Source organism: Pantoea cypripedii (genome assembly GCF_002095535.1).
In the GTDB taxonomy this organism is placed as follows: domain Bacteria; phylum Pseudomonadota; class Gammaproteobacteria; order Enterobacterales; family Enterobacteriaceae; genus Pantoea; species Pantoea cypripedii.
Map to the genome: position 1 here is coordinate 1,991,618 of NZ_MLJI01000001.1, position 21,788 is coordinate 2,013,405.

The 21,788-nt window shown below is 56.6% G+C and carries 23 protein-coding genes and 1 pseudogene; 10 read left to right on the forward strand and 14 right to left on the reverse strand.

What is annotated here, in order from left to right; all coding sequences use genetic code 11:
• Nucleotides 1–387 precede the first annotated feature (387 nt).
• The 7 genes from HA50_RS09270 to HA50_RS09300 are packed head-to-tail and all read left to right on the forward strand — an operon-like array spanning nt 388 to nt 5,233.
• Entirely contained in the window at nt 388–1,368 is a 981-nt protein-coding gene (locus HA50_RS09270; RefSeq protein ID WP_084874533.1) for a 6-phosphofructokinase, read from the forward strand.
• Nucleotides 1,369–1,378: 10 nt separating this feature from the next.
• A complete protein-coding gene (locus HA50_RS09275) occupies nt 1,379–1,693 on the forward strand; it encodes a PTS sugar transporter subunit IIB (protein WP_084874535.1) in 315 nt (104 codons plus the stop codon).
• Nucleotides 1,686–3,053, forward strand: a complete 1,368-nt coding sequence (locus HA50_RS09280) for a PTS sugar transporter subunit IIC (RefSeq protein WP_084874538.1) — start codon at nt 1,686–1,688, stop codon at nt 3,051–3,053. Before HA50_RS09275 ends, HA50_RS09280 begins: the two co-directional genes overlap by 8 nt.
• Nucleotides 3,040–3,882, forward strand: a complete 843-nt coding sequence (locus tag HA50_RS09285; protein WP_084874541.1) for a class II fructose-bisphosphate aldolase — start codon at nt 3,040–3,042, stop codon at nt 3,880–3,882. The genes HA50_RS09280 and HA50_RS09285 overlap by 14 nt, the downstream gene beginning before the upstream one ends.
• A 59-nt stretch (nt 3,883–3,941) precedes the next feature.
• Nucleotides 3,942–4,211: a hypothetical protein gene (locus HA50_RS09290; protein WP_084874543.1), complete on the forward strand. Its 270-nt coding sequence runs from the start codon at nt 3,942–3,944 to the stop codon at nt 4,209–4,211.
• 9 nt (nt 4,212–4,220) lie between these two features.
• Entirely contained in the window at nt 4,221–4,658 is a 438-nt protein-coding gene (locus tag HA50_RS09295; RefSeq protein WP_084874546.1) for a PTS sugar transporter subunit IIA, read from the forward strand.
• Nucleotides 4,655–5,233, forward strand: a complete 579-nt coding sequence (locus HA50_RS09300) for a P-loop nucleotide/nucleoside kinase family protein (protein WP_084874549.1) — start codon at nt 4,655–4,657, stop codon at nt 5,231–5,233. Before HA50_RS09295 ends, HA50_RS09300 begins: the two co-directional genes overlap by 4 nt.
• Here the strand turns inward: HA50_RS09300 and HA50_RS09305 are convergent.
• A complete protein-coding gene (locus HA50_RS09305) occupies nt 5,200–6,063 on the reverse strand; it encodes an NAD(P)-dependent oxidoreductase (protein ID WP_084874551.1) in 864 nt (287 codons plus the stop codon). The genes HA50_RS09300 and HA50_RS09305 overlap by 34 nt on opposite strands.
• A 161-nt stretch (nt 6,064–6,224) precedes the next feature.
• Between HA50_RS09305 and HA50_RS09310 the strand changes: the two genes are divergently transcribed.
• Entirely contained in the window at nt 6,225–7,019 is a 795-nt protein-coding gene (locus HA50_RS09310) for an SDR family NAD(P)-dependent oxidoreductase (protein WP_084874554.1), read from the forward strand.
• A 30-nt stretch (nt 7,020–7,049) separates the two neighbouring features.
• On the opposite strand, the gene HA50_RS09315 is transcribed toward HA50_RS09310, so the two are convergent.
• On the reverse strand, nt 7,050–7,376 hold the full coding sequence (locus HA50_RS09315; RefSeq protein ID WP_084874558.1) for a cupin domain-containing protein: 327 nt from the start codon (nt 7,374–7,376) through the stop codon (nt 7,050–7,052).
• A 129-nt stretch (nt 7,377–7,505) separates the two neighbouring features.
• On the opposite strand from HA50_RS09315, the gene HA50_RS09320 reads away from it, so the two are divergent.
• On the forward strand, nt 7,506–8,144 hold the full coding sequence (locus tag HA50_RS09320; RefSeq protein WP_084874560.1) for an RpiB/LacA/LacB family sugar-phosphate isomerase: 639 nt from the start codon (nt 7,506–7,508) through the stop codon (nt 8,142–8,144).
• Nucleotides 8,145–8,231: 87 nt separating this feature from the next.
• Here the strand turns inward: HA50_RS09320 and HA50_RS09325 are convergent, their stop codons facing one another.
• Genes HA50_RS09325 through HA50_RS09350 form a run of 6 tightly spaced genes read right to left on the reverse strand, consistent with a single transcriptional unit; the run spans nt 8,232 to nt 14,620 of the window.
• Entirely contained in the window at nt 8,232–8,993 is a 762-nt protein-coding gene (locus HA50_RS09325; RefSeq protein WP_084878447.1) for an ABC transporter ATP-binding protein, read from the reverse strand.
• Between the two features lie 19 nt (nt 8,994–9,012).
• Nucleotides 9,013–9,879, reverse strand: coding sequence for an ABC transporter ATP-binding protein (locus HA50_RS09330; RefSeq protein WP_084878445.1), 867 nt, complete (start codon nt 9,877–9,879; stop codon nt 9,013–9,015).
• Nucleotides 9,851–10,756 (reverse strand): ABC transporter permease, encoded by a 906-nt coding sequence (locus tag HA50_RS09335; protein WP_084874563.1) that lies wholly within the window; start codon nt 10,754–10,756, stop codon nt 9,851–9,853. The genes HA50_RS09330 and HA50_RS09335 overlap by 29 nt, the downstream gene beginning before the upstream one ends.
• A complete protein-coding gene (locus tag HA50_RS09340) occupies nt 10,753–11,778 on the reverse strand; it encodes an ABC transporter permease (RefSeq protein WP_084874566.1) in 1,026 nt (341 codons plus the stop codon). The genes HA50_RS09335 and HA50_RS09340 overlap by 4 nt, the downstream gene beginning before the upstream one ends.
• Nucleotides 11,775–13,406, reverse strand: a complete 1,632-nt coding sequence (locus HA50_RS09345; RefSeq protein ID WP_084874569.1) for an ABC transporter substrate-binding protein — start codon at nt 13,404–13,406, stop codon at nt 11,775–11,777. Before HA50_RS09345 ends, HA50_RS09340 begins: the two co-directional genes overlap by 4 nt.
• A gap of 59 nt (nt 13,407–13,465) precedes the next feature.
• Nucleotides 13,466–14,620 (reverse strand): mandelate racemase family protein, encoded by a 1,155-nt coding sequence (locus HA50_RS09350; protein WP_084874572.1) that lies wholly within the window; start codon nt 14,618–14,620, stop codon nt 13,466–13,468.
• Nucleotides 14,621–14,940: 320 nt separating this feature from the next.
• Between HA50_RS09350 and HA50_RS09355 the strand changes: the two are divergent.
• Nucleotides 14,941–16,055: pseudogene (locus tag HA50_RS09355) on the forward strand (ABC transporter substrate-binding protein).
• Nucleotides 16,056–16,576: 521 nt separating this feature from the next.
• On the opposite strand, the gene HA50_RS09365 reads toward HA50_RS09355, so the two are convergent.
• From HA50_RS09365 to HA50_RS09390, 6 genes are read right to left on the reverse strand one after another with little or no spacing between them, the layout of a single operon-like run.
• Nucleotides 16,577–17,842, reverse strand: coding sequence for an amidase family protein (locus HA50_RS09365; protein ID WP_084874574.1), 1,266 nt, complete (start codon nt 17,840–17,842; stop codon nt 16,577–16,579).
• Between the two features lie 3 nt (nt 17,843–17,845).
• Nucleotides 17,846–18,700: a TauD/TfdA dioxygenase family protein gene (locus HA50_RS09370; RefSeq protein WP_084874577.1), complete on the reverse strand. Its 855-nt coding sequence runs from the start codon at nt 18,698–18,700 to the stop codon at nt 17,846–17,848.
• A gap of 18 nt (nt 18,701–18,718) precedes the next feature.
• On the reverse strand, nt 18,719–19,456 hold the full coding sequence (locus HA50_RS09375) for a class II aldolase/adducin family protein (protein WP_084874580.1): 738 nt from the start codon (nt 19,454–19,456) through the stop codon (nt 18,719–18,721).
• A gap of 2 nt (nt 19,457–19,458) precedes the next feature.
• Nucleotides 19,459–20,214 (reverse strand): ABC transporter permease, encoded by a 756-nt coding sequence (locus HA50_RS09380; RefSeq protein ID WP_084874583.1) that lies wholly within the window; start codon nt 20,212–20,214, stop codon nt 19,459–19,461.
• Nucleotides 20,199–20,945: an ABC transporter permease gene (locus HA50_RS09385; RefSeq protein WP_084874586.1), complete on the reverse strand. Its 747-nt coding sequence runs from the start codon at nt 20,943–20,945 to the stop codon at nt 20,199–20,201. The genes HA50_RS09380 and HA50_RS09385 overlap by 16 nt, the downstream gene beginning before the upstream one ends.
• Nucleotides 20,942–21,772, reverse strand: coding sequence for an ABC transporter ATP-binding protein (locus HA50_RS09390; protein WP_084874588.1), 831 nt, complete (start codon nt 21,770–21,772; stop codon nt 20,942–20,944). The genes HA50_RS09385 and HA50_RS09390 overlap by 4 nt, the downstream gene beginning before the upstream one ends.
• Nucleotides 21,773–21,788 lie beyond the last annotated feature (16 nt).

The window sequence follows — 21,788 nt, forward strand, 5'->3', positions numbered from 1 at the left end:
CCGCGGAATGTCAATGATTGATCGGCGCTGACGTTAAAATAACGCACGCAAGCATTATCCCTTTATCTTCTGCGAAAAAAACGCCGCGGACCGATAAAAATGCGCGAGGTATCACAAAATAGATTTAAAGAAAAACGGCGAACAAGGAGTTAAATAGCCATGGAGGATTTGATGCCTGAAATAAATATAACCACATGAAAAATATAATAATTACTTTCTGTTGGAATAATTTAGCATGTGATGAAAGTCACAAAAAAGGCTATGAGAACATCCTTGTCAATGATCGCAGCGAATAAATTAGTGATGAAAATGTGATCTTCATTGCAAATAGAAACCCTCTTCATCGGAAGAATGAATCACAGAAGCACAGCGTGAGGAGTGGGAACAATGAGAATTGGCATGGTGATCAGTGGTGGTGATGTTACCGGCATCAATAACTTTATTTTTCAGATTTCTCGTTTAACGCAGGCCGAGATGGTGTTATTTAACGGCGGCATTCCGGGCCTGCTGGAAAATAAACATCAGGAAATTTCCCAGCGTGATTTGGTGGATTACGCCATCGCGCCTATTCCGGTCATGCAATCCGGCAGACCAACGCGGAAACTCATTCGGCCAGAATATGAATCTATTGCCAAACAGCTTAAGTCGCTACGTATTGATGTGCTGATTATGGCGGGTGGTGATGGTTCGCTGCAATTTCTGCATACGCTGAGTGAATTTGGGGTGAATTGTTTTGGCGTCGGCATGACAATTGATAATGACGTATTTGGCAGCGATTACACCATTGGTTTTTCTACCGCCTGTGAACAGGTATTAAAAGAAGTTACGAAGTTACGTAATACCGGTCGTGGTTTGCCGGGGCGGGTATTTATGGTGGAACTGCTGGGGGGCTACTGCGGTGAGTTAACGCTGCAATCGGCGATCAAATCGAATGCGGATTTTGCCCTGATCCCGGAGTGCCAGATCCCCTTACAGGAGCTGGCGCAGCGCGTCTCGCAGCGTCTGGCGGAACAGAATAGCGTGGTGATTCTGTGCTCTGAAGCCTACACCCGCGAATACTCCCCAGGATTTCAGGGAGCGATTGATACCTTAATTAAACAACTGGAACCGATGATTGCCGTGCGTATCCGTAAAACCATCATCGGTTATGGCCTGCGTAATGGCGATCCCACCTGTGAAGAAATTTACCAGGGCACCATTATGGCCAGTGAAGTCGCGCGTTGTATTCAGTCGGGAATGCGCAATAAAGCGGTCATTATTAATGGCAGCAACAAACCGATACCCATTGATTTAATAAGCATGAAAAAACGCCTGGTCGACACCGAAGGGCATCATTACAAACTCGCTAAACAACTGCATATTCTGTGAGGAGATAGCCATGCTGAAAATATTATGTGTATGCGGATGTGGTCTGGGATCCAGTTTCGCCATCGAAATGAGTGCCAAAGCGGTATTAAAGAAGCTGGAAATCGAGGCGGATATTGATCACACCACCATTTCCGAAGCCAACGCATTTAAATCCGACATCATTTTAACCCAGAAGGCATTTGCCGATGTATTAAATGCCGATGCCAGCCCGGAGCAAATGAAACGGGTGATTATTCTCAACCGGTTGACGGATAAAGCGGAAATTGAGCAAAAAATCGTGGCATTTATGAAAGAGCACAACATGAAGGTTGCTAACCATGAATAGTGTGATCAACTTCCTGGTAAAAGATCTGCTGGGGCAGGCATCGATTCTGATTGCCTTTATTGCCCTAGTCGGTTTGTTACTGCAAAAAAAATCAGCAGGCAAGGTGGTGGAAGGCACCTTTAAAACGCTGCTCGGTTTCTTAATTATGATGGCGGGTATCAACATTATTGTTGGCACGCTGACCTTCCTCAATACCATCTTTACCCACGGCTTTGGCATGCAGGGTTATATCACCGACGTTGCTGCGATTGCCGGGTTAGCGAACCGCGAGCTGGGTTCAGAAGTGGCGCTGACGCTGTTGGTGATCTTTATCGTCAACATCATCATTGCCCGCCTGACACCGTTCAAATACATTTTCCTTACCGGACAGGCGCTGTTGTGGATGGCGACCATCGGTGCGGTGATCGGCTACAAAGCGGGGCTGACAGGCTTACCTCTGATCCTTACCGGCGGCATTTTTGGTGGCGTGATGGCGGTGGTGATGCCCGCGCTGGCACAACCGGTGGTGCGGCGCATTACCGACTCGGACGACGTTGCCCTCGGCCACTTCTGCACCATTGGTTACCTGGTGACGGCGGCGGTGGCGAAAGTGGTCGGCAAAGGCTCGCGTTCTACCGAAGACCTGAAGCTGCCGGATAACTTCAAATTTCTCCAGGACACCTATTTGTCGATGGCGGTGGTGATGGTGCCGATGTACCTGATCCCGGCGGTGGCAGCAGGCCCGGCATTTATCGCTCAGTACAGCAACGGCATGAATTACCTGATGTACGCCTTTATGCAATCGATTCAGTTCGTGGCCGGGGTGTTTGTGCTGTATAGCGGCGTGCGCCTGCTGCTGAATGAGCTGGTCCCGGCGTTTCGCGGTATCGCCATGCGCATCGTGCCGGATGCCAAACCGGCGCTCGATTGCCCGGTGATGTTCCCTTATGCGCCAAACGCGGTGATCGTCGGCTTCCTTGCCACCACCCTGGGTTCCGTCGTCGGCATGCTGGTGTTCCCGATGTTCGGTCTGGCGATGATTTTACCGGGGCTGCTCACCAACTTCTTTGCCGGTGGCACGGCCGGGGTGTTTGGTAACGCGCTCGGTGGCCGTCGTGGTGCGATGATCGGCGGTTTTGTCCACGGCCTGTTTATTACGCTGCTGCCCGCGATTCTGGTGCCGATGCTGGAAAGCTACGGTTTCACCGGCGTGACCTTCAGCGATTCGGATGTCATCAGTACCGGCCTGGTACTCGGTCATGCGTTCCAGAATAACTGGCTGTTCGTCGCCCTGTTTATTGTCTTCATTACCCTGATCGCCTGGTTTGTTAACGGAAAATCTACGAAACCTCACGAGGAAAATGTTCATGAAACTTTATAACTTTACCGATCTGTTACAGGTGGCTAAACAACGTGAATTTAAAGCGCTCGGATCTTTTAATTTGCACTGTCTGGAAATGTTACCGGCTTATTTTAAAGCGGCAGAAAAAACCAACAGCCCATTAATGATTCAGATCTCCACCGGTACGGCGAAATATCTCGGTCATAAATTGCTGGTCGATGCGATTTGCTCACTGGCAGAAAGTAAAAATGTACCCACCTGCCTGCATCTCGATCATTGTTCTGATCTTGATGCGATCCAGACAGCGCTGGATGCGGGTTTCAGTTCGGTGATGTATGACGGCTCGCATCTGTCGATTGAAGAGAATATTTCCAACACGCGTAAAGTGATTGATATGGCGCGCCCGTTACATGTGTCGGTCGAAGCGGAACTGGGGGCGATTGGCGGCTCAGAGGATGGTAAATCGGTGGAAATGAACGAAACTTCGTTCACCACGGTGGACGATGCCAAACGCTTTGTGGATGAAACCGGGGTTGATATGTTAGCCATCTCCATCGGCACGGTGCACGGCCTTTACACCGGCAAAGCGCATATCCAGCATCAGCGGCTGGCAGATATCACCGAAGCGACCCATACACCGCTGGTACTGCACGGTGGCACCGGCGTCAGCGATGAAGATATGCGTCTGGCGGTGCGCAGTGGCATTGAAAAAGTGAACGTCGGCACAGAAATGAACGTGCAATGGGTGGCGCGCTGTAAACAGACGTTCGAAAAGGGCAAAGTAAACGACAGCGTGCGCAATTTTCTGGTGCCCGCTAACGATGCCGTTACCGATGTATTGGTCGAAAAAATTCAGTTGTTCCGCTAAGCATCTTTCATGACGTATTAACCTGAGGTGCCCTGGCGCCATTCGGGGCAGGAGACGCTATGTTTGGATTCAGGAAAAAGGCCCCTGAGAATAAAGGGGCGGATGAGCAGGAAATAGATCGTCAGGCTGAAAGCATCAGCGAGAAAATAACCACGCTGGAGCAGGAACTGGCAAATAATCCGCGCGCAGGTGAAACGCAAAAACAATTAATGCTGGAATATAATCGGGCATTAAGTTTATTTGCCAAAAGCCGTCGTTTCCGTCAGGAGATTGATCCACTGTTCATCAAAATCGATGAACTGCGTAATACCATTCGCAAGTCGATATAAGGAGGAGGCATGAGCATCAAACAACTGTTGCAGGAGGCGAATGCTATTCAGGTGGGCATTGACGCCCGCGACTGGCGCGAGGTGATTACGCTGGCTGCCCGGCCACTGGTCAGCGGGGGCTATGTCAAAGCCTCCTACCCGGAGGCGGTGATCGCCAACACCCTGACGCACGGCGCGTATTACGTGTTCGAAGAGGGCATCGCCATCCCCCACGCCCGACCGGAAACCGGTGTGCTGAAGGATTGTTTCAGCCTGATCCTGCTGGAGGAACCGATATCCTTTGCCGGGAGTGACAAGGCCGATATTGTCATCATGTTCGGTGCAAGCGATAGCAACGCGCATATTGAAGAGGGGATTCGTGCCATTGTCTCTCTGCTCGAAGACGAAGAAACGCTGGTGCGGTTGCGTAAGGCCGCCAGTGTCGCGGAGGTCATCGACATCCTATGACAACGCTCACTGAAGAGAAATGCGTGGTGCTGGTCAACGGTATCCCGGCTTCCGGCAAAAGCACCCTGGCCCGCGCTGTGGCGCAGCGCTTTAGCTTACCGGTGCTGACGCTGGATAGCCTGAAAGAACCGTTTATGGCCAGCTTTGCACCGGTGGATCGCCTGCGTAATCGTCAACTTGGCTGTGCGGCCTACCAGGCGATCTGGAAAATCGTCGCCCAGGCACCCGCCAGCTGTGTTTACCTGATTGATGCGTGGTTTGGTTTTCAGCCGAAAGCGGTGCTGGAGGAGGGGTTGCAAAACGCCGGAGTGACGCGGGTGCTGGAGCTATGGATGGCGATCTCACCGGATGAGGTGGTGGCGCGTTATCAGGCGCGCCTGGCACAGCGAATGCCGGGGCATCCGGGGGCAGAATACTTGCCCGAGCTGCGGCAACTGGCTGAACGGGCGCAACCGATGGCGCTGGGTCCGGTGTTGCAGCTGGATGCCTGCGCACCGGACGAGGCCGCTGCACAGGCGTGGTTACAGCGTCAGTTGCAGCGTCAGCCTGCGCGTTCGCTATCGGTATCCGGGTGAAAAAAGGTTGCCAGCAGGGCGCTGAGTTGCTGATCACCTTTGCGATCCGCCGCCAGCTGGCGACAAATATCCCCCAGTGCCTGATAGAGGCGATCGGTTGCCAGTTCACCCTGGTTAAGCGTCGCGATCTCATCCATTTCAGCCGCCCAGCGCCAGGCTTTTGGCAGCATATCCGGGGCGGCTTTTTCCATCCTTTTCAGCATGGCTGCCTGGCTTTCTGCCATCTCCTCACGCAAGGCATCGGCTGCACCAACCCGGCTGGCGTTAATCAGCATCGCTGACGTGAGCAGGGTGATGCCTTTATTGATCCCGGCATAGGACATCTTCAGCGCCGATGCCGCACCGTTTTCCGCTGACATGATACGCACCCGCAGGCCCAGATCGCTCAGGGTTGCCAGCTGGCTGGCATGGGGACCAGAAAACCAGAAGCGTGGCCCGGTGGGATTGTTCTCTCCCGGTGGCAGACCAATGATTGCCCCATCGACAAAAGGCGTGCCGGTGGCCTCAATCACCGCTGCCACCTGGTGCAGCGTTTCCGGGCTGATAGCGTTGCAATCGACATACAACGGCTTACGTGTGGCGGCGGCTAAGTGTGGTGCCATCTGCTGCGCCCAACTGAGGGCCGATTCCGGCGGCAGAATGGAAAAAATCATATCCGCCTCGCACAGCGCGGCTTCACTGGCATCGGTGATCTGTGCGGCATGCGCGCGTTGTTGGGAATCGGCAGAACGCTGGCTTAACGGGCTGATGACGCGCGCACCGTGCCGGGTCAGCACCGCTGCAACCGCCGCGCCCATCGCACCCGGTGCGGCAAAGGCAAGGGTTTTCATGATGTGATCTCACAGGAGTTAAAGAATTGAGTGTGGCTGTATTTTGTTCTGGCGAATTCCACTCTTTGGTTACAAAGCATGTTTCGTTAATGCAGATACGCCAGCATCCACCAGGCTTCTGTGATGCTGATCTCAATTTATCGTGAAACATGGAGAATGTTATGAAAATCGATCTACACGGCAAAACAGCGTTAATCACCGCATCCACCGGCGGCATTGGTTTCGCCATCGCTCAGGGGCTGGCTGCCAGCGGGGCGGAAGTGGTGCTGAACGGGCGCAGTGAAGCCTCGGTCAGCCTGGCGCGGGAAAAACTTAACGCGGCGGTTGTCGGGGCCAAAATTCACACGGTGATTGCGGATTTGGGCAGTGCGCAGGGCGCGGATACCTTGCTGAAGGGGCTGCCCGCGATTGATATTCTGGTGAATAACGCCGGGATTTACGGTCCGAAGGATTTTTTTGCCACCGAAGATGACACCTGGGAAGCGTACTGGCAGACCAACGTCATGTCCGGCGTGCGACTGTCGCGGGCGTTGCTGCCGGATATGGTGAAAAAAGGCTGGGGTCGCGTGGTATTTATCTCGTCAGAATCGGCACGCAATATTCCCGCCGATATGGTGCATTACGGCGTGAGTAAAACCGCACAGCTGTCGCTGGCGCGCGGGCTGGCGAAAGTGGTGGCGGGTTCCGGGGTGACGGTGAACAGCGTATTGCCTGGCCCGACTATTTCCGATGGCTTTGCCAGCATGATGGAAGCCGAGGTGAAACGTACCGGCAAATCGCTGGAAACGCTGGCAAAAGAGTTTGTGATGAGCCAGCGCCCGAGCTCGGTGATCCAGCGCGCCGCCACCGTTGAAGAGGTGGCGAATATGGTGGTGTATGTCTGCTCAACCCAGGCATCGGCGACGTCCGGCGCTGCGCTGCGCGTTGATGGCGGTGTGGTGGATGATATTGTGTAGCGGCGCGATTTATCGCGCAATTCTGTACACCTAATTAAGCAAAAAATCCTCACGCTGCGGGGTAAAGGTATCCAGCAGCGTGCCCGCCTCCAGACAGACGCAGCCGTGCACCACATCGGGGGCTTTATACAGCGTATCCCCGGCGCTAACTTCTTTGGTGACGCCATTGATGGTGAAAGCAAAGCGACCAGAAAGTACGTAGGTCAGTTGCTCGTGCGGATGATGATGCAGCGGGCCGACGGCTTCTTTTGCAAAACTCACCTCAACTGCCATCATGCGGCCGCCGTGTGCCAGTACCCGGCGGGTGACGCCGTTACCCAAATCTTCAAGCTGTGTGGCTTCGCGGTAAATAAACATGGTAGCTCCTCACCTGTTGTCTCGCCGTTGTGTGAGCGAACTCACAACTAAAAAGGGTTTTCACTGCTGCATTTTAGCGTCCTTTGATTAAAATGAAACAGTGTTTCAATTTAATATGAAGGATGGATCATGAAAATCGCGTTAATGATGGAAAACAGCCAGGCAGCGAAAAACGCCACTGTACTGAAAGAACTGGAGTCCGTGGCACAGCCGCTGGGCCATCAGGTGTTTAACGTTGGCATGAGCGACGAGCAGGATCATCATCTTACTTATATTCATCTCGGCATCATGGCCAGCGCACTGCTGAACAGTGGCGCGGTGGATTTTGTTATCGCCGGTTGTGGCACCGGTCAGGGCGCACTGATGTCGCTGAATATCCATCCTGGCGTGGTGTGCGGCTACTGTATCGACCCGGCCGACGCGTATTTGTTTGCCCAAATTAACAACGGCAATGCGTTGTCGCTGCCGTTCGCCAAAGGCTTTGGCTGGGGCGCGGAACTCAACCTGCGTTTCATCTTCGAAAAAGCCTTTACCGGTGCGAAAGGGCTGGGCTACCCGCCCGAACGCCGCGAGCCGCAGGTGCGTAACGCCGGGTTGCTGAACCAGGTAAAAGCGGCCGTGAACAAGGAAAATTATCTCGATACGCTGCGCGCCATTGACCCGGAACTGGTGAAAACTGCTCTGAGCGGTCCGCGTCTCCAGCACTGCCTGTTCGAACACGGGCAAAACGACGAGATCGTGCGTTTTGTCCGTGAGGTTGTGGCCTGATTCTGGTTTTTCCATAAACGACGCGCGATAAATCGCGCCGCTACAACCTGTGCAGATCCGTAGCGGCGCGATTTATCGCGCATAGCCTCAGGCGATGGCAGAGCCCATCTGTGGATGTCGGCTCGCCTCCACCAGCATTTGGGTATAGGGCACCGTTGCCTGGCCCGCCACCAGCGCATCCACTTCCAGCGTCTCCAGAACCTTGCCGTGCTGCATTACCGCCACGCGATGGCACAGATGCGCCACTACGCCCAAATCATGTGTCACCATCAGGTAGGTCAGGTTTTGCTGTTGTTGCAGGTCACTCAATAAATTCAGGATTTCTGCCTGCACTGACACATCCAGCGCGGAGGTGGGTTCATCCAGCAACAACACGCGAGGCTCCAGGATCAAGGCGCGGGCAATCGCCACGCGCTGGCGCTGTCCGCCAGACAGCTGGTGAGGGTAACGCGTCAGCCAGGCACGGTTCAGCCCCACTTTTTCCAGCATGGCAATCACGCGCTGCTGGCGCTGTCCGATACCGTGAATCTGTAGCGGTTCCTCCAGAATATCGCCGATGGTATGGCGGGGATGCAGTGAACCGTAAGGATCCTGGAACACCATTTGTACCTTGCGACACAGGTTGCGTGCGATGCGATGGGGCAGCGGCTGGTCATCAATCATCAACTCGCCCTGCCAGTGAGTGAACAACCCGGCAAGGCATTTCAGTACCGTGGTTTTCCCGGAGCCGGATTCGCCCACCAGGCCAAAAATCTCCCCGGCACGCACCGCCAGGTTGACGTCGAACAGCACCTGATGGCGCTGCTCATCTTCGCCAAAACTGAGGTTGAGATTACGTACCCCGATCATCTGTTTCATGACTCTCTCCTTAAGGTTGCAGCCAGCTGTCCTGGCGTTGCAGCACCGGCAGACGCGGGCGACGCTGGTCCATATCGGGTAACGCCGCCAGCAGCCCCTGGGTATAGGGATGCTGAGCCTGGCCCAGCTCCGCAGCGGCTAATGACTCGACCACGCGACCGGCGTACATCACCAGCACCCGGTCACAAAAGTGGCGAACCAGGTTGATGTCGTGGCTGATAAAAATCAGCCCCAGTCCGCGCTGTTTCACCTGCTCATCCAGCAATGTCAGCACCTGCAAGCGCACCGACACATCCAGCGCCGAAGTCGGCTCATCGGCAATCACCAACTCGGGATCGGTGATCAGCATCATGGCGATCATTACGCGTTGCCCCTGGCCGCCGGAGATTTCATGGGGATAGAGCTGGTAAACCCGTTCAGGATCGCGGATGCGCACCACATCGAGCATCGCCAGCGCCCGGTGTCGCGCTTCATCACGCTGTCCGGGGTGGTGGCTGCGCCACGCCTCGGCAATCTGTTCGCCGATACGCACCACCGGATTGAGCGAATATTTCGGGTCCTGCATGATCATCGAAATACGTTTGCCCCGGATGGCGCGCATCTCCGCCGGGGTGGCGCGTAACAGGTCCATCCCGGCAAACTGCATACAGCGGGCGGTGACTTGCGCGCTACGCGGGTGCAGTTGCAGCAGGGCGCGGCCCACGGTGGATTTGCCGGATCCCGATTCGCCAACAATCGCCAGTTTTTCATGGCCGAGCTGAAAAGAGACGCCGCGGACCGCCGGAGTGCTGTGGCGTCCATTGACGAAGCTGACCTGCAAATCCTGCACATCAAGCAAGGGTCGGGGGTTATTCGCTACGGGGATCGAGGATGTCACGCAGGCCATCTCCTAAGAAGTTAAACGCCAGACTATTCACCAGAATCGCCAGACCTGGCACCGTCACCACCCACCAGCACTCCAGCATGTAGCTGCGGCCGCTGGCGATCATCGCCCCCCATTCGGGATCCGGTGGCTGCGCCCCCAGACCGAGGAAGCCCAGCCCGGCAGCGGTCAGGATGATGCCCGCCATATTCATGGTGATGCGGATAATCACCGACGGCAGACACAGCGGGACGATATGCTTCCAGATTACGCGCACAGGGGAAGCACCCTGCAAACGTACGGCGGAGATAAAATCCGCCTGACGCAGCGACAGCGCCTCGGCCCTGGCCAGACGCGCAATCGGCGGCCAGGCGGTCAGGGTGATGGCGATGACCACATGCTCAAGGCCTGGACCGAGTGCCGCAACGAACGCCAGCGCCAGCACCAGGCTGGGGAAGGAGATAAAAATATCGGTGACGCGCATCAGCACGCTATCGACCTTGCCGCCGAAATACCCGGCAGTGACGCCGAGCAGCAGGCCAATCGGCCCCACGGTGACCGACACCAGCAGCACGATATACAGGGTGATACGCGCGCCCCACACCAGGCGGCTAAAGATATCGCGACCAAATTCATCGGTGCCAAACCAGTGCTGCGCGCTGGGCGGACTCAGCGCGTTATTCAGGTCCTGAATCAACGGATGATAAGGCGCAATCCACGGCGCAAACAGCGCCGTCACCAACAGCAGCAGGATGATCGCGCCACCGATGGCGGTCAGCGGGTTACAGGCCATGCACCAGAGAAACTGACCGGTGCGGGCCGCCAGACGCCGACAACGTTCCAGGCGCTCGCGTGTGGCGCTGGCGTAAGGTGTTTCCAGCGAAATCGTCATACCTTGGTCCTCGGGTCGAATACCTGATAAAGCAGATCAGAAACCAGGTTGAGCAGGACAAAAATCAGGCCGACCACCAGCACGCAGCCCATCACTGCATTCATATCGCCCAGCATCAGGCTGCCGGTGAGATAGGAACCAAATCCCGGCCAGGAAAACACCGTTTCGATCAGCACTGCGCCTTCCAGCAGTGAACCGTAAGCCAGCGCCACCACCGTCAGCAGCTGGACCAGAATGTTGCGGAAGGCGTGTTGCCAGATAACCTGCCACTCGGTCAGCCCCTTAACACGCGCGGTCAGAATGAATTCCTGCGACAGTTGCGCCAGCATAAAGCTGCGTGTCATGCGGCTGATGTAAGCCAGCGAGTGGAAGCCGAGCAGCGAGGCGGGCAGAATCAGGTGATTCAGCGCGTTGGCGAATACCGTGCCATTACCGGCCAGCAAGGCATCCACCAGCAGCAAACCGGTACGGCGCGGCACCACGCCATCGAGACTGAAATCCACCCGTCCGGCCCCCCCGACCCAGCCGAGATGCGCATAAAACAGCAACAGGCCAATCATGCCAACCCAGAAGATCGGCGTGGAATAACCGGCGAGGCTGATGATGCGCACCATATAATCCACCGGACCGTTGCGGCGTGCTGCCGCCCAGACGCCGAGTGGCACACCCAGCCCGGTACCGATGACAATCGCCAGTGTGGCCAGCTCCACCGTGGCCGGGAAGACACGCAGGATATCGTTGATCACCGGTTGACCGGTCAGCAGCGCCTGGCCGAGATTGCCGTGCAGCAGGCCGTTAAGGTAGATACCAAACTGCATCCACAGCGGTTTATCAAAGCCGAGCTGGTGATATACCTGCTGATAAGTGGCGTGGTCGGCGTCCGGGCCGACAATCGCCAGCACCGGATCGAGTGGCATCACCCGGCCAATAAAAAAAGTCAGCAACAGCAGCCCCGTGAGGGTGATCAACACCTGCCATCCACGGCTGCGCAGCTTGCGCCAGTGGCTTCGCGTCAGTTTCATTGCGCACCTCCCGCCAGGTTGTCCGGCGTTTTCCATACGTCACGTAAGAAGGTGGTCGCCGAGGGATGCGGCACATAATCCTGCACCCGGTTGTTAACCACCACCGAGTCGACCATCTGGGAAATCGGCATCAGAGCCGGGATCAATTGGTCATAACGGCGCTGGATAGCGAAGTAATCCTGCTGCTGCCGGGCGCTGTCGCGCTCCAGTAGCGCCTGGTCGATCATCTGATTCAGCTGCGCATCGTAGAAACTGGTGCGCCAGCCCTGAAAGTTGGTCAGTCGGGCGCTGTCAGCGTTATTCGGGTTGTACACCAGTGAACGCAGGCTGGAGTGGGGATGGGGTTCCACACCGCTGCCACCACGCCCGACCAGCAGGTTAAACTGCCGTTCGCGCATCGCCCCGTAGATCTGGTTACCGGTGCCGGTAATGATTTTGGCGCGGATACCGCCCTGCATCAGGGTGGATTGAATGGCGATGGCGATATTGAGAAACGGCTGATCAGCCAGCACGCGCAGCGTGGTATCAAAGCCGTGGGGATAACCCGCTTCCGCCAGTAAAGCTTTGGCGCGTGGGATATCCAGTTTGTAGCCGGGGTCGGGCAGAGTGGCGGGCATACCGGCCTGAATCGGGCGCTGATGCAGTTCGCCATAACCGGCCATCAGGGTGTGATTGATCCCCTGATAATCCACCAGATAACGCACCGCCTCACGCACTTTGGCGTTAGCGAAGTGGTCATCCTTCATACTCATCGCCAGATAATAAAGGGTGCCTTTTGGCACGGCATCGACGGTGAGATCCGGGTCGTGACGCAGCGCTTTGACATCGGGGATCGCCATATTGCTGGCAATATCGATATCGCCTTTTTCCATCATCAGCCGCAGGGTTTGCGATTCCTGTAAATGACGGAACACCACGCGCGACAGCTTCGGCGCACCGCGCCAGTAGTTATCCGCGCGATTCATACGCAGCACGTCTTTCGCCTGCCAGACATCCAGGCGGAACGGGCCGGACCCGGCTTCGTGGGTGGTCAGCCAGCGATTGCCCCAGTCACCGTTGCTGGCATGGGCCTGCACGGTTTTGCTGTCGAGCACCACCATGCTGCCGAGTGCTGCCAGCGAATAAAGCACCAGTCGCGGATCGTTGGCTTTGGGCAGGCGAATCTGCACGGTACGTGCATCCGGGGCGCTAATCAGCTGGTCCACATTGTCTTTGCTGAAACCGTAGGATTTCCACACCGAGGCCTGCGCCAGATTCAGGTGCAGCACGCGGCGCATCGACCACACCACGTCGGCACTGGAGAGTGGGTTACCGGAATGAAAGGTGACATTGTCACGCAGGTGGAAGGTGAGTTGCCTGTTATCCGGGCTGATCTCCCAGCTTTGCGCCAGCGCCGGACGCACGTCGGTTAGCTGACGTGGATCCAGCTCCACCAGCCCGTCATACAAATTGACCACGATACCCACCACTTCATTGCCGGTCATGGCGGCGGGATCGAGCGTCAGCAGGTTGTTCATATTCATCCCGACGATCAGTTGATCGTCGGGTGTGGCGGCCAATCCAGCGGGGCTGGCCGTCAGCAGCAGCAACGCGACGCAGCACGTTGTGCAACGGGTAAAGAGGTTCATAAGCAAAGTCCAGCAGGTCAGAGGTTTATTGTTGTTTGCCGTACTGCTTGTGTCGGGTATTACCAGCGATTCAGGGTATGGGTTTCAATCCAGCTAAAATTGATGTCTTCGCCCAGTCCGGGACGGGTCGGCAGATGGACAAAACCGTCGCTGTCCATCGGGTCGACCAGGCTGTGGAGATAGGCCGGGGGTTGTTCATAATCGAGGAAAGGATGCAGCAGGCCGCGCTCATACCAGCGACAGTTACGGATGGCACCCACCACGGCGAGGCTGGCGGCACCGTTGCCGTGCACTTCGCAATCCATACCGAAGGCTTCGGCCAGGCTGGCGACTTTCAGCGTGGCGGAAATCCCACCCACGCCGTTGGCCCCGGCGCGTAAAATGTCACAGGCACCGGCCTGCACCCAGTCGGCGCGGCTGTGGTGTTTGCCACCCAGGCTTTCCGGGCCGAGTACATCAATGCTCAGGTTATTCGCCAGCCAGGCATAGGACGCCATGCTTTCTTCTTCCATTGGCTCCTCAAACCAGGTGAAGTTGAGTTTTTCCAGCGCTTTGCCGATGGTGAGGGCGTCGCTGCGGCTATACCAGTGGTAGCCATCCAGCATCAGGGCGATATCCGGTCCCACCGCTTCACGCACGGCGGCGCAGGCTTTGATATCCATTGCCGGACTGGGGGCAAACGACACCGGTGGCATCCAGGTATGCAGCTTGATGGCGCGATAACCACGCGTCACCAGCTGTTCGGCAAAACGGGCGTAGTCGTCCGGAGTTGCCAGACCGCCTTCCAGTTCATCGCCACACATGGTGCTGCCATAGGCGGGAATTTTCTCGCGATAACCGCCCAGCAGCTTATGCACGGGTTGTTGCAGTTTACGACCGATCAGGTCCCACAGCGCCTGTTCCACCGCCGACAGCGCACGCTCCGTCAGTTGATGGGCGCTGCCGCGTTGCCAGTGCACCAAATCCTGCCACAGCCGTTCACGATCAAAGGCGTTTTGTCCGAGTAAAACCTTACGAAAGAAAGCATTCACCACATGCGGGCGGATCACCTCGGCGGGCGCAAAAGCGTGGCCGCAGTGGCCGTCTTCGCTGGTCAGGGTCAGTAACGCCAGCTGAGCGTCACTTTCTGCGCCGGGATGCGAATGCCCGGCGCTATCGGATACGCGGCGTGTAGGGTAGGTAAACAGGGTGACATCAATGGCGCTGATCTTCACGGCAACTCCTCCGGTAAACACATGTCCATGCCCATGACGGGCGTTATCAGGAAATTAAAACGGTGTTTCATTTCGTAATTTAGTCTTCACCTTTTGTTAACGCATTAGCCAAAGCGCGGATCATTCCGGCGATAAATTGGGCAATTGCCTGGCGGGCTGTGAGCGTTTTCACGAAAGGAGGGCGTTTTGTGAGCGGCGACACAGCGGGAGGAATGTAAAAAAATGTGTCGCCGGGGGCTTTTCATTTTGTTGCCGCCAGGTAATAGTGACGCCGCGAAATGCATTAATAATAATCATTATCATTTGTAGGGTTAGATGACATGAAGAAATGGATGTTAGCGCTGGGGTTGCTGACGGTTGCCTGTGGTGCATCCGCCAAAGTCATTACCGATGTGGCCGGGCGGCAGGTCGAGGTGGCACAGGAGTCAAAACGTATCATTCTGGGTGAAGGGCGGCAGATGTACCTGCTGGCAGCCTTCGACACCCAGGCACCGTTCCAGCGTGTGGTTGGCTGGCGTGATGATTTCCACAAAGCGGATTATGACGGTTATATGGCGTATGAAAAACGTTATCCGCAGATTAAGCAGTTGCCGACCTTTGGCGGAGCCAAAGATGGCACCTTTAATGTCGAGCAGGCGCTGACGCTGAAACCCGATTTGGTGCTGATGAACCTCGAATCAAAGCGGCGACTGACGAAGGTAAATTGATCGAGAAGTTGCAGGCGGTGGGGATTCCGGTGGTGTTTATCGATTTCCGCGAGAAACCGATGGAACATGCCGAGCAAAGCATCCGCATTATGGGCGAACTGGTTAACAATCCGCAGCGCGCAGAGGAGATTATTGCGTTTCGTCGTTCTGCCATTGCCAAAGTGACCGACCGCCTGAAAAATTTTAACGGCAAGCAGCCAAAAGTGATGATTGATCGTGCCGGCGGTTATACCGATGAATGCTGCATGTCATTCGGTAACGAAAACTTCGGCCAGATGGTTGAGCTGGCGGGGGGAAGGAATATCGCGAAGGATCTGATCCCAGGTACCTTCGGTACCCTGAATCCGGAGCAGATTATTGCCAGCCAGCCGGATGTGGTGGTGGTCACCGGCGCGAACTGGAAAAACTACAACACCGTCGGTAAATGGGTCGGCGTGGGACCGGGTGCCGATACCCAGGAGGCCGAAGCGCGCCTGCGTACCCTGATGATGCGTGATGCGTTTAAAACCCTGCCGGTGGCGCATAACGGCAATGCCCACGCGATCTGGCATCAGTTCTACGACAGCCCGTATCAGTTTGTCGCCATTCAGGCGCTGGCAAAATGGCTGCACCCGGAATTGTTCGCTGATCTCGATCCGGATGCCACTTTCCGCGCGTTCCATGAAAAATTCCTGCCGCTGCCTTATCAGCCAGGTTACTGGGTGACACTGCCAGCGGATCGTTCCTGATAAATCGCAGGCAATAAAAAAGGATTTGGCAGCAACGCCAAATCCTTTTTTTCTGTTCACACATCGGCTGGTAACCGGGTGTTGAACGGGGTGCTCAGCACTCCTCACAAAACGAATCATAAAATGTGCAGAGAAAGATTTCAAGTTTGGCTCAACTACTGTATGGTTGTACAGGTGTTGAGTGTCGGGCGTCGCTTCATTGTTTTCTGATGACTCCCAGGGGCGCGGATTGTCAAATCCCGGCAGGTACCAGGTGGTGCTGGCCTGTGGCTTTCACAATGAGCGTCGCTCAGCACTCCTCACAGATGTGCTCAGGCGTTCGGCGGGTGGAGTCAAAGTCCCGGATGCCGGAAGGCGCGCTCCTGCAGAGGAGAAGGAAAGTGATGGAACTGATTAGATTGCTGCTGGATTTAGTCCGCGTCATCTTGCAGATCATCGTTGCCCTTTTGCAACTGACCGGTCAGGCACACTGATCGGAACTTGAATCAAGGCGGAGCTAACCACTCCGCCTTTTTTCGTGGCTACGCCAGCAGGGCGGCGGCGGCCAGCAACCGGCGGTCGTCGCCTGCGGCAAATTGCAGTTCGATCCCGACCGGAATGCCATCCGGCGTTTGCGCCAGCGGCAGGCTGATACCCGGCAGGCCCACCACGGTTGCCGGTTCGCAATTGGCAATCAATTGACGAAACAGCGCGTTGGCCTGTGCAATCAGTGGTGGCAGCAACGGCACGCTGGGAAAGATCAGGCCATCGAGCTGATGCTGATGAAAAACCGCCTGATAGCGTGCGGTGAGCAACGGTTTCCAGTGGTTTACGGCTTCCTGATATTGTTCAGCGCTGACGGTGGCGGCATCCGCCAGCAACGCCTGCACATCCGGGCTTTTCACCGCCTGCTTAAGTTGCTCAAAAGTAAACTGGCTGCCGCGCTGTTGCAGATAATGTGGCAGATCGCGCAGCATTTCATAGGAAGCCATTGGATAGCCGGCTTTCACCGCCAGTTCCGCCACGTCGGCGATTTCCACCTCAATCAGCGTCACGCCGCGTTCGCGCAGGCGCTGCAATACCGGCTCCGCTGCCTGCACCACCGCAGTTTCACAACCGGACCAGAAATGCGCGCGCGGTATCCCCAGGCGCAAACCATCAAGCGCCACCGTGGGCAGTTCGGACTCACCGCTAATGGCGGCATCGAGCGCGATCACCTCGTCGATGTGTTGCGCCAGAATTCCAGCGGTATCGCGGCTGACCGAAATGGGCGCGATACCCTGTTGCGGATAACGCAACAGCGAAGGGCGAAAACCGATCAAACCACAAAATGAAGCGGGCAGCCGGACAGAGGCCCCGGTATCGGTGCCGATACTGGCAGGGACGATCCCCGCCGCCACGGCCGCCGCGCTGCCGCTGGAGGATCCCCCCACCACGCGTCCGCAGAGAAACGGATGCAGCACATCCCCCTGAGCCACGTTCAGCCCGCTGGTGCCGGAAGCCAGCTCATGCATACTGGCTTTACCGATAATAATGGCCCCAGCCTGTTGCAGGCGGGTGATGATTTCAGCATTACGGCCGACGATTTCTTCCGCCAGTAACGCGGTGCCGATGCTGGTCGGCATCCCCGCCACATCAATATTGTCTTTGACCACCAGAGGCAAACCGGCGAGCGGTGCTGTGCCGGTGCTTAACGCGGCAGCCGCTGCCAAAGCAGGCTCCGTCGCCAGCCAGCTCAGGCTATTAAGATGGCGTTGTTTATAAGCCTGCAACAACGCCCGATGCAGTCGTTCACCGGATTGCGCCATGGTTTACCCCATCGCCTGCGGGCGTTCGCTGCCTTTTACCGTGGCGCGATGCATCACGCGGCGGTAAGCAACATCATCGTAAGGGGTGGCCTGATGCATGGTGCAACGGTTATCCCAGATCAGCAGGTCATGGGCCTGCCATTTATGGCGATAGGTAAAGGTTTCACTGATGGCGTGGGCGTTAAGGCGTGCCAGCAATGCTTCGCTCTCCTCCGGCTCCAGGCCGACGATCTCTTTCACGATATCCTGGCCGACAAACAGCGACGGACGCCCTGTTTCCTGATGGCGGCGCACCAGCGGGTGGACGACATCCGGCGTTGCCGCTTTTTGCTCGGCGCTGAGCGGTTCGCGGTCGGCAAAGGCTTTGGCGTAGTAGGTAGAATAGGAATGCACGGCGCTCAGCGGCTGAATCAGGCGTTTGGTGTCGTCATCCAGCGCATCATAAGCAGCAAACATTGAGGAAAACAGCGTATCAGCCCCCACCGGCGGCACTTCCACCGCGTGCAGCACCGAGCCAAAGCAGGGCACTTCGTAGTAGGACCAGTCAGAGTGCCAGTTCCAGCCTTCTTTATGGTTGCCAATCGGCTTGCCGTCCTGTTTCACATTCGACAGCACATACAACTCGGGGTACGGCGTGGTCAGAAACTGGCTCAGTACATGGACCTGAAGCTCACCGAATTCACGCGCAAACGCGACATGCTGTGCTTCAGTCACTGGCTGGTGACGTAACAGCAGCACGGAGTGGGTATTGAGCGCGGTGCGAAGTTCAGCAAATGTCGCCGGATCAATGGGTTGTGTCGCATCGATGTTCAGCACTTCCATGCCGATATGATCTGTTAACGGGCGTAACTCTAACATCGGTAACCTCCTGAATGTTTACTGACGATAGCTGGGATCGAGTTTGTCCAGCAGACGGATAAAAGCGGGCCACTCGCGCTCACCACGCAGGCGGATATCCCCTTCACATTGATTAAATTGACGGGCGGCTTTCTCGGAGACCGCTTCCGGTGGCAGCAGCAATTTGCTGCCGCTGCCCTGCGCCATCAGCTGAATGCGCGCAGCGCGTTCAAAGTAGTAAGCGAGCATAAAGGCTTCCGGAATGGTGCGACCGGCCGCCAGGATGCCGTGGTTGCGCAGCACCATTACCTGGTGCGGACCCAGATCGCGTACCAGCCGGGCGCGTTCATCGGTGTCCAGCGCCACGCCTTCATAGGCGTGATAACCGAGGCGATTCCAGAAATGCATCGCGAACTGGCTCACCGGCTGTAAGCCTTCTTCCAGCGCGGAAACCGCCGTGGCGGCATCGGAGTGGGTATGCAATACGCAGATGGCGTCTTCACGGGCCGCGTGGATGGCGCTGTGGATGACAAACCCGGCGCGGTTCACCTCATAGTCACTCGGTTCCAGTGCATTACCTTCCAGATCAATTTTGATCAGGCTGGAAGCGGTGATCTCAGGGAAAAACAGGCCATACGGGTTGATCAGAAAGTGGTGTTCCGGCCCCGGCAGGCGTACAGAAATGTGGTTGTAAATCAGGTCATCCATGCCGAAATGCGCCACCAGCCGATAACAGGCGGCAAGCTGAATACGAAGTTGCTGTTCGGTTTGCGTCATGATTATTTCCACCAGATAAAAGTTGTGTCGATCCAGGCCAGCAGGCCATACAGCGCGATGCTGACCAGTGAAGAAACCACCACGGCCGCCCACACCGTGAGCAGATCCACCTGCTGGGTGGACTGGAAGATGGTCCAGCCGATGCCCTGATACGCCCCCAACATCTCAGCAACGATGGCCACGATGATGCTGCGCACCAGGCCAACACGCAGCCCGCTGACAATGTTGGGCAAGGCGGCAGGCAGTTGCAGCTTGCGCATGATGGTGACGCGGCTGGCACCGAAGCTGCGCATCAGGTTGATCATCTGCGGGTCAGCTTGTTTCAGCCCATGCAGGCTGTTGACCAGAATCACAAAGCTGACGGCCAACACCACCAGCACGATTTTTGACATGGCCCCCATGCCAAACCAGATCAGCGCCAGCGGGATCCAGGCCACGGTGGGCACCGAGTTAATTGCCACCGCCAGCGGCATCAGGATGGCTTCCAGTGGACGAAACACGGTCATCAGCATCGCCAGCAGCAACCCGGCCAGCAGGCCCAGCGCGAAGCCACTAAGTGCCTCCAGCAGGGTCCAGCCCATCGATAACCACAGGCTGCTGCCGCTGCTGATGATCGCCAGCACGATGCTGTGCAGCGAAGGCAAAACAAACGGAGGAATATCAAACAGCCAGATACTGCCTTCCCACAGCAGGATCAGGCTCAGCACGCCGCAAATCGGCGGCAGAAGTTGGCGTATCACGGCTATTTTCCCCACCATGCTAATTTCCTCTCACAGCGCTCCACCACGGCATACAGCAGCGCCCCCGTTAACCCGCAAATGACGATTAACGTCCACATACGCACCACATCTTCGTTGTACATCGACTGGATCAGCAGCACGCCCAGCCCAACGGTGTCGCCAAACCACTCGCCGACAATCGCGCCGACCAGGCTCAGGGAAATGCCCAACTTAAGGGCGACGAAAATCGAGGGGGCGGCAGCGGGGAAGTGCAAAACCAGAAAACGCTTCATCCCGCTGGCGCCAAAACTGCGCAGCAGGCTGATATGCAGCGGGTCCACCATTTGCAGCCCGCGTTTGGTATTGAGCGTGACCGGCAGAAACGTCAGGTAAAAAGCAATCATCACCTTGGCAAACAGCGTATTGCCGAACCAGATCACCACCAGCGCGCCAAAGGCGATCACCGGCACGGTTTGCGAAACGACAAACAGCGGAAACCAGGCGCGATCGATCCAGCTGACGTAGAAAAACAGGATGCCGCAAGCCACGCCAAATGCGGTGCCGAGCGCAAAGCCCAGCAGCGTCTCCAGCGCGGTGCGTCCGGTGCTGGCCAGCAGCTGCGCCGCATTTGCCTGGATATCCTGCGCCACCATCATGATTGACGGCAGGTAGCGCGGGCTGATGGAGAACAGCGTGACGCTGCCCTGCCAGAACAGCAGCACCAGTAGCACCGTGACCAGCAGTGGATGAGTCAGCAGGCGCTTCGTCATGATTGCCCCTCAAGCTGGGTAAAGCGGAACGACTTCATGCTTTCTTCTTCGATCGCATCGAGCAGGCGCTTTTTGATGGCGATAAATTCAGCAGAAGTCACGATATCCGCGGTACGCGGCCGGGGCAGGTCAATCGGTTCGATACATTTGATGGTGCCAGGGCGCGCGCTCATCACCACCACTTTGCTGCCAAGAAAAATCGCTTCGTCAATGTCGTGGGTGATAAACAAAATGGTGCGGCGATGCTGTTCCCACAGCTGGAGCAGCCAGCGCTGCATCAGCGTACGCGTTAGCGCATCCAGCGCGCCAAAAGGTTCATCCAGCAGCATCAGATCGCGCTGAAACAGGAAGGTGCGCATCAGGGCGACACGTTGTCGCATGCCGCCGGACAACTGATGGGGGTAGCTCTGTTCAAAACCGCTCAGACCGAAGCTGGGAAACAGCGCCTCGGCCCGTTTGCGCGCGTCCTTGCGCGCAATGCCTTCACATTCCAGTGCCAGAATGGCGTTATCCATAATGGTGCGCCACGGCAGCAGCAGATCGCGCTGCGGCATAAACGACACTTTGCCCAGCAACTCGCCATCCTGCTGTGACAGGCCTTTAAACAGGATGGCACCGTCGTTATCCGGATTGATCAGGCCAGCGATCATGTTAAACAGCGTCGATTTGCCGCAACCGGAAGGACCCACCAGCGTGACAAACTCCCCTTCATTCACCGTCAGGTTGACGCCAGAGACGGCGACCACCGGCTTCTGCGCATCGCCAAAGCGTTTCCATAAATTATCCAGCTGCAACAGGGGCAGTGAGTTTTTGGGTGCAACGGTCATCAGGCTTCTCCGCGCG